Here is an 18,884-nt window from a genome sequence, read left to right as displayed (position 1 = left end):
CAACAAGCATTACAACAAGACGTCGCACAATTACAAGCAGGTCAACACAAGCTAGAAAATGATATGGTCGATATGAAACAATCACTCGGAAATATGGAACGGACGCAAGAAAAGATTCTTGAAGAGCTACGCATATCAAAAAACAACCAGGTACTAGTCATAAATGATTTGACAAGCATAAAAAAATCAATGGATGTGACGGTTGCTTATTTGCAGCGTAGATCTGATGTCATATTTGATAAAATGATTGAACATGAAAAAGAAATTTTAAATTTAAAAACACGTCTACCAAACTAACTCCCCATGGGAGCTATTTTTTTGTACATCGACGTATAGGTTATGCATATATAGCATATACGTGGGTGTACAGTTTAGGAAGTGAGGGATGTGTGTGAAAACGGTAAGAAAAGCAATTATCCCAGCTGCTGGGCTTGGCACGCGCTTTTTACCTGCGACAAAAGCGATGCCGAAAGAAATGCTTCCGATCGTCGACAAGCCGACGATTCAATACATCGTCGAAGAAGCGATCGAATCCGGCATTGAAGATATTATTATCGTCACCGGAAAAGGAAAACGTGCCATTGAAGATCATTTCGACCATGCGTTCGAGCTCGAACAAGCTTTACTAAAAAGCAACAAACACGACTTGCTTGAAAAAGTAAAAGAGCCGTCTAAAGTCGACATTCATTACATTCGTCAAAAAGAGCCGAAAGGACTTGGCCACGCCGTCTGGTGCGCCCGTAAATTTATTGGCGATGAACCATTCGCTGTCCTCTTAGGCGACGACATCGTTCAAGCTGAAACACCGTGTTTAAAACAACTGATGAACGAATTTGAACAAACGAGAAGCTCCGTCATCGGCGTCAAACAAGTCGCTGACGACGAAACGCATCGCTACGGCATCATCGACCCGATCGACAAAAAAGGACGACGCTACCAAGTCCGTCAATTCGTCGAGAAACCAGCACCAGGCACCGCCCCATCGAACTTAGCCATCATGGGTCGATACATATTAACGCCAGAAATTTTCATGTTTCTTGAAAAACAAGAAACCGGCGCCGGCGGTGAAATCCAGCTTACCGATGCGATTCAAAAGCTAAACGAAATCCAACGCGTCTTTGCTTATGAGTTCGAAGGCAAGCGGTATGATGTCGGCGAGAAGCTTGGGTTTATCCAGACGACGATTGAGTTTGCGATGCAAGATGAGGAGTTGAAAAAACAACTCCTTCCGTTTATGGAGCAGATATTGCGAGAAGCGAAAGTGAAGGAATAAAAGGTTAAAGGGGGATGAAGGGAGTTGGCGCAATCAGGCAATGTTGCTAGTATACAAGCCCAACAAAGATATACTCAACAAGTGATTGTTAACGATAAAAAAAGTTATTTAATTGCTAAACGAACAATGGACATTATCGGAGCCATGATCGGATTAATTTCGTTATCTTGGCTCTTTCTTATTGTCGCTGTTCTCATAAAGCTAGAAGACCCAAAAGGTCCAGTGTTTTTTAAACAAATACGAGTTGGAAAAGACGGAAAACAGTTTTATATGTACAAATTTCGCTCGATGGTGACCGATGCGGAAAAGAGATTGAAAGAATTACTGAATTATAACGAAGTGTCCGGTGCGATGTTTAAAATGAAAAACGACCCACGCGTTACAAAAGTCGGGAAATTTATTCGGAAGACAAGCATTGACGAACTGCCGCAATTATGGAATGTATTAAAAGGAGAAATGAGCCTCGTTGGTCCGCGCCCACCACTGCCAAGGGAAGTGGAGCAGTACACGGAATATGATAAACAGCGGCTACTTGTGACCCCAGGGTGTACAGGGTTGTGGCAGGTGAGTGGGAGAAATGATTTAGGATTCAACGAGATGGTGGAACTGGATCTAAAATATATTCGTGAACGTTCGACTTTATATGATTTAAAGATTATACTTAAAACCATTAAAATAATGATTAAACCAAATAGTGCTTATTAAAGTTGATGAAGAATTAGATCTCTTTTTGCACAAAACAAGCCTAAATGAAATTCCTTCGCTTATTAAACGTATTAAAAGGGGAAATGAGTTTAATTAGATCTAAGACCACTGCTACCAAGATAGGTCGAACAGTGTACGGAGTATTAGATATTAAAATTATTTTAAAAACTTTTTTGGTCTTGTTCGGATCATAAGGATACATTTTGAATCTTTTAAGAGAAAGGAAAGAAAGGGTATTGGATAAACGACGAATAGCAATTTTGCATTCGGGTAACCTTAGTGATGTTTCACCTGGAGGAATATCAGAATATGTAGCTCAATTTATAAAACATTCTAATAGTGATATTTATCTACTAGGGACAGAAAAAAAAGAAGCTAATTTAAAGTTATGGCGAAAGTATACTCGTAATGTTGGTGAGAAGCAATATATTTTTATACCGATTAATTATTCAAATAGAAAACCTATCTCTATATATTATTTTATTCACTTAGTAATTTTTATTATTCTAAACCCTAGATTATGGAAAGAAATCGAAGTGGTTTATGCTCAACGTATGGAGTATGTTTTACCCTTTTGCTTACTTTTACTAAATAAAAAAGTAGTTATGGCTGTCCATGGTTCAGGGAAATATGCTTCTATGTTTTGGGGGCATTTTATAGCTAAAATATATTCTTTCTTAGAATATACTAGCATAAGGAGATCCACAAAAGTTTTTATATTAAATAATAACCCTGAATTTGGAGTACCATATTACAAGAAAAAATATAGTCAATTTAAGGATAAAATATATTATACTTTAGTTCCGGTAGATACAGATTTGTTTAGACCGTTAAATAAAAGTATAGTGCGTCAAAAATATAATTTTAGATTAGATGAAAAAATAATATTATTTTTAGGTAGAATTGAATATAATCCCAAAAGGGTTCATTTGCTCCCGGATATTCTCTCCAAGGTTAAGAGTGTATATCCTAAAACAAAACTGCTAATAGTGGGTTCAGGAAACGATAAAGAGAATCTGTTAAATAAGTTAAAGGATACAAATTTATTACAAGATACAGTATTCGTTGACTATATAAAACATGGTGATGAATTAGTCGAACTTATTAACTGCGCAGATGTATCATTAATCTGTTCAACTTTTGAAGGGATTTGTATGTCTGCATTAGAATCAATTAGTTCTGGTATACCGGTCGTTGCTACCAACGTAGGTGATATAAAAGAATATTTGATACACGGAGAAAATGGATATTTAGTTAATAATTATAAAGACGAAGATGCAATTGTAAAAGAAATGTCTTCTTTTGTTTTAAGTGTCTTTAATAATAAAGTAAAAGTAAATAGAAAAACAATAGAAAAGTATAAGGCTAGTTATGTAGTTACAAAAACGGAAAGCTTACTATTGGAATAGAGGAATCGTTATGAAAATAATGATAGATGCTACTAGCTTGGCAAGAAAAATTACAGGAATAGAAAATTACACTAAAAATTTAGTAGGAAATATTATAGAGATTAATAAAGAGAAAAATAATGAGTTATATATTTTATTTAGAGGGGATATCCCTAAGTATCTAGAAAGATTTGAAGGTTTTATTCCACTCGTGTGCCCTTTTAAATCACAGTTGCTTTGTGAACAGATTTGGATTCCGTACATTAATTTAAAGTATAAACCTGATGTAATTCACTTTCCAGCTTTCCCACCGCCTCTTATGTTGAAAAATAAAAATACTTATTTCACGGTACATGATGCAACTATGTGGAAATATAAGGAAACTTTATCTATAAAAAATAAGCTTTATATGAGACCGCTAAGTAATTTGGGAATAAAGAGGTCTAAAAAGATTCTTACAGTTTCAAATGCTTCATTAAAAAACATTTTGGATGTGTTTCCGCAAATTCAAGGGAAAATCGTAAATACAGGGATATCTATATCTCCTATTTTTAGACCTGAAGATAATCAAGCTAAACTTAAAGATGTGAAAAACAAATACAACTTACCCTCTAAGTATTTTTTAACAGTGGGAAGTTTGGAACCTAGAAAAAATTTAAAATTTTTAATTAGTAGTTTTATTGACTTAAAAAAAAGGTTTCCAAATGATTACAAACTTGTAATAACTGGACGAGCTGCTTGGGGATCACAAGAATTAAAGAAAATGATAGATAATAAAGATATTAAGAACGAGGTTATCTTTACTGGATATGTTCCTGATGAAGACCTTGTTTCTATTTATACATTGGCAGATTGTTTCATATATCCTTCAATATACGAGGGATTTGGTTTACCTGTACTTGAAGCGATGGCATGCGGAACACCTGTCATGATTTCTAATACGTCATCGTTGCCTGAGGTAGGTGGCGATGCAGCTCTTTATTTTAGTCCATATGTAAAAGAAGAGTTAGTAATGCAAATGCAACGATTTATTATTAATCCGGAACTAAAAAAAGAATTAAGTAAAAGGGGGTTAGAAAGAAGTAAAGAATTCTCATGGAAGAGAGTTGCAGATAGTATTTATAAACAATATGAAAGCAACTATATACATCCAATTTAAAATTTTAACCTCTGGTTCACGCAGTACACCCGATGCGGCGCAACACCTCATCCGGGTGTTGTAGAACGTACTGTTCAAAGCGAGTAATGGACTGGGCAATGTCATTTTGATCCTTGTGAAAAACATTGGCAATCACTTCATCTTTCAACCACTTCCACAGCCGTTCGATCGGGTTCAACTGTGGAGAATACGGTGGCAAAAAGATGAAATGAAAAGCAGCACCTTCCTCGCCATCAAGAAAGGCTTGCACCATCTTGGCATGATGAATGCGCGCATTGTCTAACACAAGCACGAGGAATCGATCGGCATATTTCTCTTTCAATCGGCGCAAAAAGTCCAGGAACGTTTCGGCATTGGCAGATGAAGCACGATGGAAAACCACATCGCCTTGTTGAACATCGACGGCGCCAAAAATAGAAACGTGGGCATGGTGACCGTAGCTCGGCACGTGTTTTTGATTTCCTACTTCTGCCCATGTCGTACGTAGCGCTTGATAAGCACGAACATGCGTCTCATCCACATAAAACAGCATGACATTCTCGGTAATTAGTTTTTTTTTATAAATTCAAGTTCTTTTTGAAAGGCAGCTTGACGCTTGGCGTCTCCTTTGACTAGCTTGTAAGTCGGACGTGTCCATGACAAACGAAGACGATGCAACAACTTACGAATGCCTTCACGTGACATCGAAACGCCATAGGTATGTTGAATGTAAGATTGTAAAATGCGCGTGTTCCACGATGAAGCGATGCCCCAGCCAGCATCCACAGGTGTGGTGGTTAACACGAGTTGTCTAATTTCTTGTTGTTGTTCTTCCGTAAGAAATGGCACGCGACCAGGCGGCAACCGACGATCGAGTAGATGATCGAGCCCACCTTGATTAAAACGTGCAACGTAGATGGCAACCGATTGACGGCACAGATTGACCATTTTGGCCACATCTTTACCGAGATGACCTTCCATGACGAGACGAACAGCGGTCACCCGAACGCGAAGCGAAGCATCTTTGATTTTCCGTTCTTGTTTCCGAAGTGTTCGAGGCGTCCAACCGTGATCATTTGTGATTTTCAAACGTTTCATGCCAATTCCGCTCCTTTTGTATAGAAATATTTAGGAGCAGTATAGCCATGAAAAAAGGTGTTCATACAGAAGTCATCGTTTTAAAGTGCATGTATATAGTTTTTAGGAAAGGGATAAGTAATGAATAAAATAAAAATGTTCAACATTAACTTTGATAATATTACTTTCCATGATTTACTTGAATTTATTCTAGATGCAAAAAAAAATAAAAAAAAGACTTATATCTTAACATGTAATGTTGACCATGTTGTTCAAACAACAAAAGACAAAGAGTTTTCGGAAATTTATTCCAATGCAGATTTAGTTGTGGCAGATGGCGTTCCTATTATATGGGCTTCAAAATTATTAAAAAAACCATTAAAACAAAAAATATCGGGTTCCGATATTCTTCCTGTTTTAGGTAAAGAATTTGAAAAGCATGAAATAACCCTGTTTTTTTTAGGGGCGGCAGAGGGGGTTGCTCAAAAAGCGGCTGGGAATTTAAAAATACAGTTTCCAAATATAAAAATTGTCGGTTGTTATTCTCCACCGTATGGTTTTGAAAAGAATGAAGAAGAGAATAAAAAGATATTAGAAATGATTAAGAATGCAAAACCTGATGTTTTGATGGTAGGAGTAGGGGCGCCAAAGCAAGAAAAGTGGATTTATAAGTACTATAAACAGTATGATGTCCCTGTTTCAATTGGCGTTGGGGCTACTTTTGATTTTATAGCGGGAAAAGTTAAAAGAGCACCCGTGTTTATGCAGAAAATAGGTTTGGAATGGTTTTGGCGTTTTTTACAGGAACCAAAAAGGTTGTGGCGAAGATATTTCGTAGAAGACATGAAGTTTTTAACACTAATTTTTAATGAATTTATTAGAATGGAAAGAGATTAATTTATAGAGTGGTGACAATTATTGAGTAGTACTTATTTTTATAAAAACCAAGTATCCTTAATAATGTTAATTGTTTCTTTATCCGTTTTTTTAGGAGCTTTAGCTGCACTAGATCAGAAAAGTGTATTGTTCTCTATATTAGGAATTCTTTATTTTCTTATTCTAATGATACTGCCACTTAGATTTATTTTTATTTTGCTCATAATAACAATTTTCATCGATAAATCTCCCGTTAGCTTTGCAGGATCTTTTGTGAGAATCTATCAATTAATCTTTATACCTTTTTTTATAAAACTCTTAATTAACCAATTGAAAGAGCAGAATTTTGTTAATATTCCCTTAAAACACTCCTTATTTTTTTGGTATATGACCTTTTTCTTAGCGTTACCTCATGTGCTAAGTGTAAAAGATTTTTACATTATCATTATAGGTCAAGCATTCTTATATCTTTTATATTATGCTGTATATAGTTACTATATTGGGGTAGATGATAAAAATATCCAGTTAAATTTAATAAAGTACTACATCTTAGGGGGATTGTTAATAGTATTTTTAGGTTTAGTAGAATTTCCTCTCCTTTCTGTTGGATTAATTGAAGGATATGATAGAGGGATAGGCATCAAGAGTCCTTCTTCTTTAATGAGAGAACCTGATTGGTACGGAGTAGTGTGCATGTATTTTGCTTTAATTTTATCAACGTTGTCTTTGTTTAGGATGAAATTATTCCAAAATAGAATCACTTTATTACTACTGTTTGCTTGCATTGTGGGATTGATTTTGAGTATGGCAAGAGCTGCTTGGCTAGGTTTTGGGTTGGGGATTTCTATTCTTTTTGTAGCACTAAGTATAAAGCACAAGATTAAACTATTCAAAAAATTCTCGGTTTTAATTTTTATAAGTCTGGTTTTATTTACTTTATTTGCTCTCTTCCAACCAAGTAAAGCTGAAGTTGTTTTGTCAAGAATTAATCCTTACACAACCATGCATACTGATAATGGGGCAGCAAACAGTCGAGTTGCTTCAATGTTGATAATGATAGATTTTATTAAACTACACCCTTGGGTTGGTAATGGTGCTGGAGGAATGGCAAAGGTTGCAACTATGGACCACGTTATTAAGAAGTATATAGACGGCGAAATTAATGCAGGAAGAGGCAATGCTAATTTAATTTTGACTAGTTTATTTGATTCGGGGATAATAGGAACATTTTTTTTAGTAACTTTTATTACTATATATATAAAAATTATGATTAAACGGTACAGAGAGACTAGAGACCCCATTATTCTTAGTTTTTTAATTTCTTTTATAGGAATATTAATAGATTTTATGTTAAACAACGGAATAAGGTTTGGCTTTTTCTGGGTTCACATAGCTTTATCTTTAGCTTATGCCAACAAAAATGTATATTACCCTTTAAATAATAAGGGTAAGTTTTCAATAACTTGAGTAAGGGTTTTCAAAGTATAGTTTACAAAGGGCTGTAGATTAAATTAAAAAATATTATTGTGAAATTAAAGATAATAATATAAAACTTGTTTAAGAATAATCTAGGAGGACGAAAATGTTTGATTATGTTGTTATTGGTGCCGGTTTTGCTGGAGCAGTAATTGCTGAAAGAATTGCCAATAAGTTAAATAAAAAAGTTTTAATCATTGAAAAGAGAAATCATATAGGTGGTAATGCCTATGATTGTTTTGATAAAAATGGTATTTTAATTCATAAATATGGACCTCATATTTTTCATACAAGATTGAAAAGTGTATGGGATTATCTTTCGAATTTTACTGAATGGAATTTTTATCATCATCATGTTTTAGGGGTCATAGATGGGAAAAAAGTTCCTATTCCTTTTAACCTCAATACCTTACATGAACTTCTTCCAAAAAGTATATCAAATATTATGGAAGAAAAGCTCATTGATAAGTTTGGATACAATGTAAAAGTTCCAATATTAAAATTACGAGAAGCTGAGGATGAAGATCTCAAGTTTTTAGCTAATTTTGTATATGAAAAAGTATTCTTAAATTATACAACTAAGCAATGGGGAATGAAGCCAGAGGATTTGGATCCAACTGTAACGGGGAGAGTTCCAGTTTATATTTCAAAAGATAACAGATATTTCCAAGATGCTTATCAGGGAATTCCAAAGGAAGGATATACAAAACTTTTTGAAAGAATGCTTGACCATAGTAATATAAAGATCATGACGAATACTGACTATAAAGAAGTCCTTTCAATTGATAAAGAAACTAAAGAAATAGTACTTTTCGGCCAAAAATTTAACGGTAAATTGATTTATACTGGTAAAATCGATGAGCTTTTCGATTATGAGATGGGTGAATTACCATATAGATCCTTAAGGTTTGAGTTCGAAACATTGGAAAAAGAATTTTATCAAGAAGTTGGTACGGTAAACTATCCAAATGATTATAATTTTACTCGAATTACCGAGTTTAAACACCTATCTGGGCAAAATCATCCAAAAACAACAATAGTAAAAGAATATCCACAACAGTACAATAAAGACATTCCAGGACAAGATATTCCTTATTATCCAATTCAAGTAGAAGAAAACAAAAAACTTTATAAGAAATACAAAGAATTTGCAGATGAATTTGAGAACTTGATTTTAGTTGGTAGACTAGCAGAATATACGTATTATGATATGGATGCAGTTGTGGCAAAAGCATTAAAAGTATTCAAGGAGAAAATAGAAAATGAATAATTATGAAAGAGTTTGTGTTGTTTTAGTTACTTTTAATAGGAAAGATTTATTAATCGAATGTCTAGAGCATCTAAAAAAACAAACAAGAGCCGTAGACGGTGTTTACATTGTGGATAATGCATCGAGTGATGGTACCCCAGATCTACTATTAGAGAAGGGGTATATCAACGATTTAACAAAAGAAGGGACAGAATCTTTTGTCGAGTATCCTTATGAAAAAGGAATACTCAAGGTATATTATGTTAGAATGTCTGATAATTTAGGTGGTGCAGGCGGTTTTCATGAAGGAGTGAAGCGTGCATTAAGTAAAGGATTTGACTGGCTCTGGTTAATGGATGATGATGTTAAGCCATTAGAGGACTGCCTTGAGAATTTACTTAAATATAAGGACAGAGCAGATGCATTAATGCCCTTAAGAAAAACTTTAGATGGTGAAATGCTAGGTATAGAGTCAATTAGAATGAATTTCAAAAATCCTTTCGCGTCAATGAATGGAAAAAAAATAAAAGAAGTATATACATCGGCTGATGATATACCAAGAGAAGGGGTATCGATTGGTGCTGTTCCTTTTGAGGGGCCTTTAATTAGAACTCAGTTAATTAAAAAGATAGGGTTGCCAAGACCAGAATTCTTTATTATCGGTGATGATACTGATTATTCAATTAGAATTTCTAAGTTATCTAATATTTTATTTATTCCTACGGCGGAAATTATTAGAGTAATGCCTTTAACCACAGCTTCAGAATTAAATTGGAAGGATTATTATTATTTAAGAAATCTAATTTATTTAGATAAGTTACACGCGAATAAATTGGTATACTGGATTCGACCACTTGTATTCACTTTATGGAAAATTTATACTGAAGGGATAAGAAAAAAATCTTATAGGAATATTAAGATCATTCTTAAATCGTTTATTCACGGTATAAAAGGAAAGATGGGAAAAACAGTTACCCCAGGTTCAATATAAATTTTAATATGTATCTAAATTCATATCCTATTAGTGAATGAAAAAGGCTAATCAGGAGGAAACCATTTGATTGACAAAATTAAAAATTTTAACAGTGATAAGAAAGTGCTAATGGGAAATCTGTTTTCCTTATTGTTATTACAGGGAGCTAATTACCTTTTACCCTTAGTTACACTACCATATTTATTAAGAACAATTGGTCCTGAGAGGTATGGATTAGTAGTATTTGCTCAGGCATTTATTCAGTATTTTGTTATGATTACTGATTACGGTTTTAATTTATCTGCAACAAGGGAAATCTCAATTAATAGAGAAAGTAAAAAAAAGGTATCAGAGATTTTTAGCTCCGTTATCGTAATAAAATTTGTTTTTATGGCTTTAAGCTTTTTAATCTTAACAATTATTATTTTTTCTTTTGATAAGTTTAAAGCCAATCCATTAGTTTACTATTATACTTTTGGAATGGTTGTTGGTAATGTTCTTTTCCCTACTTGGTATTTTCAAGGGATAGAAAAAATGAAATTTATAACAATTCTTAATGTCTTATCAAAAAGTATTTTTACGATTTTATTATTTTGGTTAATTAGAGATGAATCAGATTATATTTTAGTACCTGTGATAAATTCTATAGGCTCTATCACTGTAGGGTGTCTTTCATTATTAATTATAGCTCGGAAATTTTCAGTGAAGTTAACAATTCCAACATTAAATAATATTAAATTTCACTTAAGAGAAGGCTGGTATGTATTTGTTTCTACTCTATCAATAAGCTTATATACTGTAACCAATAGTTTTCTATTAGGGATATTCACAAATGATGTAATAGTGGGCTACTATGCTTCTGCAGAAAAGGTTGTCCAAGCTTTTCAGAATCTTTTAGTACCTATATCCCAAACTATTTATCCTTATATCAATAAATTAGCTCACCAATCAAAAGAACAGGCGATTAGTTTTATTAAAAAAATGCTTATTGTTGTTGGGAGCTTTAGTTTAACGATATCGATTTTTATTTTTATTTTTTCTAGCACTATAATTACTTCTCTTTTCGGGAAAAACTATTCTGATGCTATCATTATTCTCAAAGTATTAGCATTTCTCCCTTTTATTATAGGGCTTTCCAATATGTTTGGAACTCAAACGCTTCTAGTATTCAATTTCAAAAAGCTTTTTACTACAAGTATATTAATGCCTGCTTTTATCCATACACTAGTAATTTTCTGGGCTATCCCTCACTATGGAGCGATCGGTTTGGCCAGTATGACCCTATTTACCGAACTTTTAATTGTAAGTATTCGAGTATTTGGAATATCAATTCTCTATCGAAACTTTTTTTGGGAAGGATCAAAACATGACGAAAAAATTAAAAATTCTTTTTAAAGGAGCATTCAACTTTTTTAATTTTGGAGATGATCTTTTATTTATATCCGTGTTAGAGTTTATAAAAAAAGAGTTATCTCTAACTGATAATGATATCGATGTCTTTATCAATAAGTCTGAAAAAAGTATCGAATACCTAAATTATTCATCTCCGTTTGTTTTCAATAACTCCTATGAGTTAAAAGATGTTCTTAGAGAAATTCATAGACGGTTTAAACAACTACAAATTCCCGAAGCTCTTATCAAAATTATATTACTATTTTCTTTATTGATTTTATTGTTTAGTATTATTTTTTACAAACTAACTAAAAGAAAGATATTTTTTAATAAGTATTTTTCTTTTGTAAGTGAACTAAATATGATTCATTTTATCGGTGGAGGATATTTTGCCGATAAGTGGAGAGGAAAGTTGCTTTACGAGTATTTTAATTTAATGTTTATTAAAATAATTAATCCTAAGGTGAAGGTTCTTGGAACTGGACTTGGGCTGGGGCCATTTGAAAGCAAGTTAAATATTCTCGTTTTCCGCTTATTCGCCAATTATTTCGATTATATATTTGTAAGAGAGGAAACTTCTTTACAATTCTTAAAAAAGTTAAATATAAAAGGAAAGTGTGATCTTCTTGGAGATGACGTTTTTTTATTGCTCCCATTGATTGAAGATATGTCTAGTGAAAAACTACAGAGCAAAAGATTCGGTTTAAATTTAAAGGATTTTGAAGAACATAATTATATCCAGATAAAAGAGAATTTGGGGCGCATCATTAGGGAAGCAAAGCGAAACGGTTTTAATATTGAATTTTATGCTTTTGGTCAAGCTCCTGGTCCAAGAGATGACCAAGTAACTCAACAAATTATAGAAAGCTTAAATATTGATGCTCAAGTATATAATCCATATAAAATGGGTTGGATACCATTTATGCAGAAGTTATCAAACTTGGATCTCGGATTAGGTTTTGCGTATCACTTTAATGTAATTTTAAGTTTATATAAAAAACCGATTATTAGTGTTTTCTCTGGTCATTACTATCAACAAAAAATTAACGGTGTTATGAGTTATTTAAACAAGGATGCTCAAATAATCTCAATAAACGATCTAGAGAACTTAGAAATTAATTATTTGTTAAATTTTAATAATGGAGTTAACAAAGACGAAAGAGTTAATCACTTATATAATACTATGAAGAATAGATATTCTGATGTCTATCGGGAATTATTAAATATAAATTCAACTTAATTTTCTCTACGTTTTGTTGAAAAATCGCTTTCCTTTTTGAATTCGATTTCTTTAGGCGATACGTTGGACGAGTATAAAACAACTCCATACGGTGAAACATTTGGTGAATCGCTTCACGTGAAAGATGAACATGATAAACCAAAGCGTATAGTCTTGAATGTTGCGTGTATGCCAATGTGATTCTATATTCAATGCCCAAAGATTTTGACGTTTCGTTCACTAACATTCTTTAATTGTTCTTGTTGTTTAGATGATAAGGAAGATGGTTTTCCTTGGAAGTGCCATGGTGTAATAAACCATCCATTCCTTGTTGTTCGAACGTAAGGATGTAAATCGACCCTAATAAGCCACTTCTCGAACAGGATATTCTTACATTACTAAGCGTGCCGCTGTGATGTGTTTTTTAGTACGAACTATTTTGTTTTCTTTTTCAAGTTCTTTTAACTCGCCTATGGTCCATTCATGGGTGTTCGAAGGGTTAGTGTGTACATTTGAAAAATTCTCCTTATCTTTCTTTTATTACTATATAGATGCACATTGAAACATTAACGTCCGTATAAGTGGCTTCCACCCCGGTTATACTGCTCCTAGGTACTTCACGAAGAAAAGGAGCGGAAACGGAATGAAACGATTGAAAATCACCAATGACCATGGATGGACGCCACGAACCCTTCGAAAGGAAGAGAAAAAAATCAAAAACATTTCCCTGCGTCAACGCGTCATGGCCGTTCGCCTCGTCATGGAAGGGTATCTGGGGAAAGACGTCGCTTCCATGCTCAACCTGTGCCGCCAAAGCGTCGCATTTTATGTCTCCTTATTCAACGAAGGAGGGCTCGATCTCCTGCTCGATCGGAAATATCCGCCGGGTCGGGAGCCGTTTTTGACACTGGAACAGCAACAGGAACTGAAACAGACGATCTTGACCCACACCCCGGCCGAACTCGGTTGGGACATCGCTTCTTCTTGGAATACGCGGATTCTTCAGTCTTATATCCGCGAACACTACGAGGTGGACATGTCCCGGGAAGGAATTCGCAAACTTTTACATCGAATGAGATTGTCTTGGACTCGTCCCACCTATACCCTGGCCAAAGGCGATGCCGAACAACAGCAGGCGTTTGAGAAACAAATGGATCTCATTAAAAAAAACTGATCACTCCCGATACGATTTTTTTATATGCCGATGAAACTCATGTCCGGTCTTATCAAATCCTGCGGGCCACTTGGTCGGAGGCAGGCCGGCAAAAACAAGTGCCCACGTACGGCCATCATGCCCACGTTTCAGTATTTGGGGCGGTGAATGTGCTCAATGGGGACACCGTTCTTCATCGAGCAGTCGCTGCGAATGCGACGACGTTTTTGGATTTTTTAAAGATCTTGAAGAGCCGTTATCCAGACCAGCTGATCGTGCTCGTGCTCGACAATGCCCGCATCCACCATGCCAAAATGGTGAGAGATTTCTTGCGCCAAGAAGGGGAATCGTTTCACTTGATCTTTTTACCTCCTTATTCCCCACAGCTGAATCCCATCGAACGCTTGTGGAAATGGCTCAAGGATGCGGTCATTGCCAATGTGTTTCACAAAGATCAAATGGATATTGACCAAGCCATTGCCCGGTTTATGGAATATATAGATCAACAACCGGAAGAGGTGCTTCGACGCTTGGGGTGTGCAGCGTGATGCAAAGGTTAACTTTTCAAGGTGCATTTATATAGGATAGATCATGGAGGAGGATATCTAAACATTGGTTAGAATTTCTACTTGGATTTATATAAAGTAATTTTAACCGTCTGCTTTTAAGTTTTATTTATGTGTGTTTTCTTTTTTTACTTAATGTTTAGGTATTAGATTTTACATTCGGGAAACTTAATTTTATTCTCCCGTAGAATCTTGTAATGTGTTGAAAAGGGAATCTTTATTTTAAATATGACTGGTTATATAAATGATAAAATAGGAGAGGTATCCATGAAACTTGTATTACTTTCCGGTGGTTCTGGCAAACGCCTTTGGCCGCTATCAAATGATGCGCGTTCAAAGCAATTTTTAAAAGTGTTGAAAAATAGAAACGGCGAGCTGCAGTCAATGGTACAGCGCGTATGGGGTCAGTTAAGAAATGTCGGCCTAGCTGATTCCGCTGTGATTGCGACAAGCAAATCCCAAGTCGATATGATTCAAAGCCAATTAGGACAAGAGGTACCGATTATTATTGAACCGATGCGGCGCGATACGTTTCCAGCGATCGCTCTAGCATCGGTTTACTTGTATAGTGTAGAAGGAATTCGTTTAGATGAGGTCGTTGCGGTGTTGCCTGTTGATCCTTATGTGGAGGATCGCTTTTTTCATCGAGTCAAAGATTTAGAAGAAACCGTACTCGCAAGTGGAGCTGATTTGGCGTTAATCGGTGTTGAGCCAACGTATCCATCTGCGAAGTACGGTTATATTGTTCCAGCTTCTAAATCTAGTGATAGTGATTATTTAAGAGTAAGTCATTTTACAGAGAAGCCAACTGAAGAAAAAGCGGCGGAGTTAATCAAGCAAGGTGCGCTTTGGAACTGTGGTGTGTTTGCGTTTAAGTTGGATTATATGATCTCGTTATTAAAAGAGAAAGGACTTCCGATTCAATATGAAGAGTTATTGAAGCAGTATGAGCGGCTTCCGAAAATTAGCTTTGACTATGAAGTGGTCGAAAAGACGAAGCATATTGTTGTGTTGCCGTATGATGGGTATTGGAAAGACCTTGGCACATGGAATACATTAACGGAAGAAATGGCAACGGAGCAAATTGGAAAAGGGATTATTGCTGATTCAGAGAATACGCATTTAATTAATGAATTAGACATTCCAGTAACAGTGTTAGGAGTTTCCAATGCGATTGTGGCGGTAAGTCCGGACGGAATTTTAGTTTCTGATAAAGCCGCAAGCCCGCGAATTAAAGAACTGGTGAACGACTTTGACCAGCGCCCGATGTACGAAGAACGCCGCTGGGGTTGGTATCGGGTACTAGACTACACAAAATTTGAAGATGGACGAGAAGTATTAACAAAACGAATTGGCGTTACGGCAGGAAAAAATTTAAGCTATCAAATGCATCATCATCGCAGTGAAGTATGGACGATTATCAAAGGAGAAGGTGAATTTGCGCTTGACGGTGAAATTCGTTTTGTCAAACCAGGGGATGTACTTGAGATCCCTATTGGCGCAAAACATGGCATTAGAGCGATTACTGATTTAGAATTTATCGAAGTGCAAACAGGTACGCAGTTAATTGAGGAAGATATTGTTCGAATCTATATGACGTGGGAAGAAGTCGAGCAACATTGCTTATTTGTCAGTCACTAATTTTTGGGCTGCTAGAGGAGATAAACTTCTAGCAGCCTCTTTTCTATTTTACTTATTACCACCTACATCCATAGGAGGAGTTAGCATATGACTTGGGAAACGACAGTGCAAAAATGGCTTTCATATCCACATTTAGATGAACAGCTAAAACAGCAATTACTTTCGATGCAAGCGGATAAAAAACTGCTTGAAGATAGTTTCTATAGAAACTTAGAATTCGGCACAGGCGGAATGCGCGGGGAGATTGGACCTGGGACGAATCGGATGAATATATACACGATTCGAAAAGCAGCGGAAGGATTGGCACGTTACATTGTCGAGAAAGGGGAAGAGGCAAAAGCGCGTGGGGTAGTCATTGCTTATGATTCCCGGCATAAATCGCCTGAGTTTGCGTTAGAAGTGGCGAAGACGGTAGGAAAACATGGCATTCGGGCATATTTGTTTAAAGAGCTTCGTCCGACGCCAGAGTTGTCGTTTGCGGTTCGGCATTTAGGTGCGTTCGCTGGAGTCGTTATTACGGCGAGTCATAATCCACCCGAATATAATGGGTTTAAAGTATATGGCGAAGATGGGGGACAAATCCCTCCAACGGTCGCTGATGTACTCATTGAGTATGTGAATGCGGTAGAGGATGAATTAGCGGTGGCTGTGGCGAGTGAGCAAGAGCTGCTTGAAGCAGGACTGTTGACGTATATCGGGGAAGAAATTGATGCAGCGTATATTGCGCAGTTAAAAACAATTCAATTAAATCCAGAGCTTGTGGCGAGTGTCGCGAAGGATTTAAACATCGTTTTTTCTCCGCTCCATGGAACAGCGAACATGCTTGTCCGAAAAGGATTAGAAGCGTTCGGGTTTAAAAATGTGACCGTTGTGAAAGAACAAGAACAACCAGATCCGAATTTTTCAACCGTTGCCTCACCAAATCCAGAAGAGCACGCGGCGTTTGGCTTGGCGATCGAATATGGAGCAAAAATAAACGCCGATCTTTTAATGGCGACGGATCCGGACGCCGATCGACTTGGGGTTGCGGTAAAGAACGACAAAGGAGAGTATGTCGTTTTAACTGGCAATCAGATGGGCGCGTTAATGTTAGAGTATTTATTATCACAAAAACAAACAAAAGGCATCTTACCGAAGAATGGTGTCGTATTGAAAACGATCGTGACATCAGAAATCGGTCGGGCGATTGCCGCGCATTATGGACTCGAAACGATCGATACGTTAACTGGCTTTAAGTTCATCGGTGAAAAAATCGATGAATTTGAGCGAACGAAAGAATACACGTTCCAATTTGGATATGAAGAAAGTTACGGTTATTTAATCGGTGATTTTGTTCGCGATAAAGATGCGGTGCAGTCAGCTATTTTTGCGGCAGAAGTAGCAGCGTATTATAAAGCGCAAGGCAAAACGTTATATGAAGGACTAATGGACATTTTTGAAAAGTATGGCTACTATAAAGAGTCATTGCGTTCGTTGACGTTAAAAGGAAAAGAAGGGGCAGAGCGAATTGCTTACATCATGTCTTCGTTCCGCAAACAACCATTACGTGAAGTCGCTGGTGTAGAGGTTGTTGTGGTGGAAGATTACGCTGTGGGCAAACGATGGGAGAACGGAACAGAGCAATCGCTTTGTTTGCCACGATCGAATGTGTTGAAATATGAACTAGCCAATGGTTCATGGTTTTGTGTTCGCCCGTCAGGCACAGAGCCGAAAGCGAAATTTTATTTTGGCGTAAAAGGCAAGTCACAACAAGAAAGTGATGCGCTGTTAGCCGAACTTGAACAAGCCGTTATGTCGCTTGTGGAAGATGCTTTATATCAAATGAAGTGATGGGGAGTTTTTCCCCATCTATCCCCTTTCATACAACTCAATTGGTAATTGATCTGGATCTTGAAAGAATGTGAACTTTTTCCCCGTTATCGGATCGATGCGAATCGGTTCGACTTCAATGTGATGCGCTTGTAAATAAGCGATCGTTTCCTCAATACAATCTACTGCAAATGCTAGATGGCGTAAGCCGCATGCTTCAGGATAGCTTTGTCTTTTTGGTGGATGTTCGAAAGAAAAAAGTTCTAGTTGTAAATCCCCGATTTGCAAATCTAACTTATATGATCGTTTATCAGCGCGATAATGTTCGTGAATGATTGGTAGTTGTAAAACACGTGTGTAAAAATGTTTGGATCGTTCATAATTCGAACAGATAATTGCTATGTGATGTAGTTGTGTGAACATTTGTCTTCTCCCCCTTGCACGGTAATGATTGTTTTTGTCAATAATAAATTGAGCCAGAGCGATCACTTCAAAAGTGAGCCACTTTTAGAATCAGAGTTCCCATAAATGGGAGAAGGTGGGTGTTTGGATGAGTTGCCCCTAGGGGCAACTCATCCAAACGCTTCGCGCACCTGGCTACCACTCCCCATTTTCCCTCTGTTTCATACTTTGACGGAATCGATAAGATTCTCCGTTTAGAAGAAGAATGTGCGAACGGTGAGTGAGCCGATCAAGCAACGCTGCTGTCATCTTTTCATCCCCAAAAATGTTCGTCCATTCTACAAATTCAAGATTTGTTGTAATGATGACACTTGCACGTTCATAGCGATTGGAAAAGAACTGAAATAATAGCTCTGCTCCTGTTTTGGAAAAGGGGATATATCCCAGTTCATCTACGATGATCACATCATATTTGAGCCACTTCTTCTCAAACGCACCAAGTTTGTGCTCTTCTTTAGCAATAAGCAACTCTTCCACTAACTCGGAA

The 18,884-nt window shown here is 36.2% G+C and carries 18 protein-coding genes and 1 pseudogene; 15 read left to right on the top strand and 4 right to left on the bottom strand.

The window, feature by feature from the left end; translation table 11 throughout:
* The 5 genes and pseudogenes from ASC42_RS04580 to ASC42_RS04560 form a co-directional block, all read left to right on the top strand.
* Positions 1 to 297, top strand: a pseudogene (locus ASC42_RS04580) (hypothetical protein); the annotation flags it as partial.
* A gap of 94 nt (positions 298 to 391) precedes the next feature.
* Entirely contained in the window at positions 392 to 1,273 is an 882-nt protein-coding gene (gene galU / locus ASC42_RS04575) for a UTP--glucose-1-phosphate uridylyltransferase GalU (protein ID WP_055440885.1), read from the top strand.
* Positions 1,274 to 1,297: 24 nt separating this feature from the next.
* Positions 1,298 to 1,978 (top strand): sugar transferase, encoded by a 681-nt coding sequence (locus ASC42_RS04570; RefSeq protein ID WP_055440755.1) that lies wholly within the window; start codon positions 1,298 to 1,300, stop codon positions 1,976 to 1,978.
* 236 nt (positions 1,979 to 2,214) lie between these two features.
* On the top strand, positions 2,215 to 3,387 hold the full coding sequence (locus tag ASC42_RS04565; protein WP_055440754.1) for a glycosyltransferase family 4 protein: 1,173 nt from the start codon (positions 2,215 to 2,217) through the stop codon (positions 3,385 to 3,387).
* A 10-nt stretch (positions 3,388 to 3,397) separates the two neighbouring features.
* Entirely contained in the window at positions 3,398 to 4,525 is a 1,128-nt protein-coding gene (locus ASC42_RS04560) for a glycosyltransferase family 4 protein (RefSeq protein WP_055440753.1), read from the top strand.
* Positions 4,526 to 4,541: 16 nt separating this feature from the next.
* Here the strand turns inward: ASC42_RS04560 and ASC42_RS04555 are convergent, their stop codons facing one another.
* Together ASC42_RS04555 and ASC42_RS04550 are read right to left on the bottom strand one after the other, a co-directional pair.
* Positions 4,542 to 5,057 (bottom strand): IS630 family transposase, encoded by a 516-nt coding sequence (locus ASC42_RS04555; RefSeq protein ID WP_055440752.1) that lies wholly within the window; start codon positions 5,055 to 5,057, stop codon positions 4,542 to 4,544.
* 14 nt (positions 5,058 to 5,071) lie between these two features.
* Complete coding sequence (locus ASC42_RS04550) at positions 5,072 to 5,602, bottom strand: helix-turn-helix domain-containing protein (RefSeq protein WP_055440751.1); 531 nt, start codon at positions 5,600 to 5,602, stop codon at positions 5,072 to 5,074.
* A gap of 120 nt (positions 5,603 to 5,722) precedes the next feature.
* On the opposite strand from ASC42_RS04550, the gene ASC42_RS04545 reads away from it, so the two are divergent.
* From ASC42_RS04545 to ASC42_RS04500, 10 genes are all read left to right on the top strand, one after another.
* Positions 5,723 to 6,478: a WecB/TagA/CpsF family glycosyltransferase gene (locus ASC42_RS04545; protein ID WP_055440750.1), complete on the top strand. Its 756-nt coding sequence runs from the start codon at positions 5,723 to 5,725 to the stop codon at positions 6,476 to 6,478.
* A 21-nt stretch (positions 6,479 to 6,499) separates the two neighbouring features.
* The gene (locus tag ASC42_RS04540; RefSeq protein ID WP_055440749.1) at positions 6,500 to 7,924 is read left to right on the top strand and encodes an O-antigen ligase family protein; all 1,425 of its coding nucleotides are present in this window, start codon (positions 6,500 to 6,502) and stop codon (positions 7,922 to 7,924) included.
* Positions 7,925 to 8,039: 115 nt separating this feature from the next.
* The gene (gene glf, locus ASC42_RS04535; protein ID WP_055440748.1) at positions 8,040 to 9,203 is read left to right on the top strand and encodes a UDP-galactopyranose mutase; all 1,164 of its coding nucleotides are present in this window, start codon (positions 8,040 to 8,042) and stop codon (positions 9,201 to 9,203) included.
* Positions 9,196 to 10,173 (top strand): glycosyltransferase family 2 protein, encoded by a 978-nt coding sequence (locus ASC42_RS04530; RefSeq protein WP_055440747.1) that lies wholly within the window; start codon positions 9,196 to 9,198, stop codon positions 10,171 to 10,173. Before glf ends, ASC42_RS04530 begins: the two co-directional genes overlap by 8 nt.
* Positions 10,174 to 10,239: 66 nt before the next feature.
* A complete protein-coding gene (locus ASC42_RS04525; protein WP_245191144.1) occupies positions 10,240 to 11,550 on the top strand; it encodes a flippase in 1,311 nt (436 codons plus the stop codon).
* Positions 11,522 to 12,787, top strand: a complete 1,266-nt coding sequence (locus ASC42_RS04520; RefSeq protein ID WP_055440746.1) for a polysaccharide pyruvyl transferase family protein — start codon at positions 11,522 to 11,524, stop codon at positions 12,785 to 12,787. Before ASC42_RS04525 ends, ASC42_RS04520 begins: the two co-directional genes overlap by 29 nt.
* Positions 12,788 to 13,409: 622 nt before the next feature.
* Positions 13,410 to 13,940, top strand: a complete 531-nt coding sequence (locus tag ASC42_RS04515; RefSeq protein WP_015375203.1) for a helix-turn-helix domain-containing protein — start codon at positions 13,410 to 13,412, stop codon at positions 13,938 to 13,940.
* Positions 13,937 to 14,467 carry an IS630 family transposase gene (locus ASC42_RS04510; protein ID WP_342413230.1) on the top strand — a complete coding sequence of 177 codons (531 nt, stop codon included), beginning with the start codon at positions 13,937 to 13,939 and terminating at the stop codon, positions 14,465 to 14,467. The genes ASC42_RS04515 and ASC42_RS04510 overlap by 4 nt, the downstream gene beginning before the upstream one ends.
* 285 nt (positions 14,468 to 14,752) lie before the next feature.
* The gene (locus tag ASC42_RS04505; RefSeq protein WP_055440744.1) at positions 14,753 to 16,126 is read left to right on the top strand and encodes a sugar phosphate nucleotidyltransferase; all 1,374 of its coding nucleotides are present in this window, start codon (positions 14,753 to 14,755) and stop codon (positions 16,124 to 16,126) included.
* A gap of 87 nt (positions 16,127 to 16,213) precedes the next feature.
* Positions 16,214 to 17,956 (top strand): phospho-sugar mutase, encoded by a 1,743-nt coding sequence (locus ASC42_RS04500; RefSeq protein ID WP_055440743.1) that lies wholly within the window; start codon positions 16,214 to 16,216, stop codon positions 17,954 to 17,956.
* 18 nt (positions 17,957 to 17,974) lie between these two features.
* Here the strand turns inward: ASC42_RS04500 and gloA2 are convergent, their stop codons facing one another.
* Positions 17,975 to 18,358, bottom strand: a complete 384-nt coding sequence (gene gloA2 / locus ASC42_RS04495; RefSeq protein WP_055440742.1) for an SMU1112c/YaeR family gloxylase I-like metalloprotein — start codon at positions 18,356 to 18,358, stop codon at positions 17,975 to 17,977.
* A 174-nt stretch (positions 18,359 to 18,532) separates the two neighbouring features.
* The coding region (locus ASC42_RS04490) for an ATP-binding protein (protein ID WP_167338093.1) at positions 18,533 to 18,884 on the bottom strand (352 nt) is incomplete at its 5' end.

Source organism: Anoxybacillus suryakundensis (assembly GCF_001418025.1).
Classification (GTDB): Bacteria; Bacillota; Bacilli; order Bacillales; family Anoxybacillaceae; genus Anoxybacillus; species Anoxybacillus tengchongensis.
The sequence above is the reverse complement of the archived record's forward strand: the minus strand, read 5'-3'. Positions and strand labels throughout refer to the sequence as shown.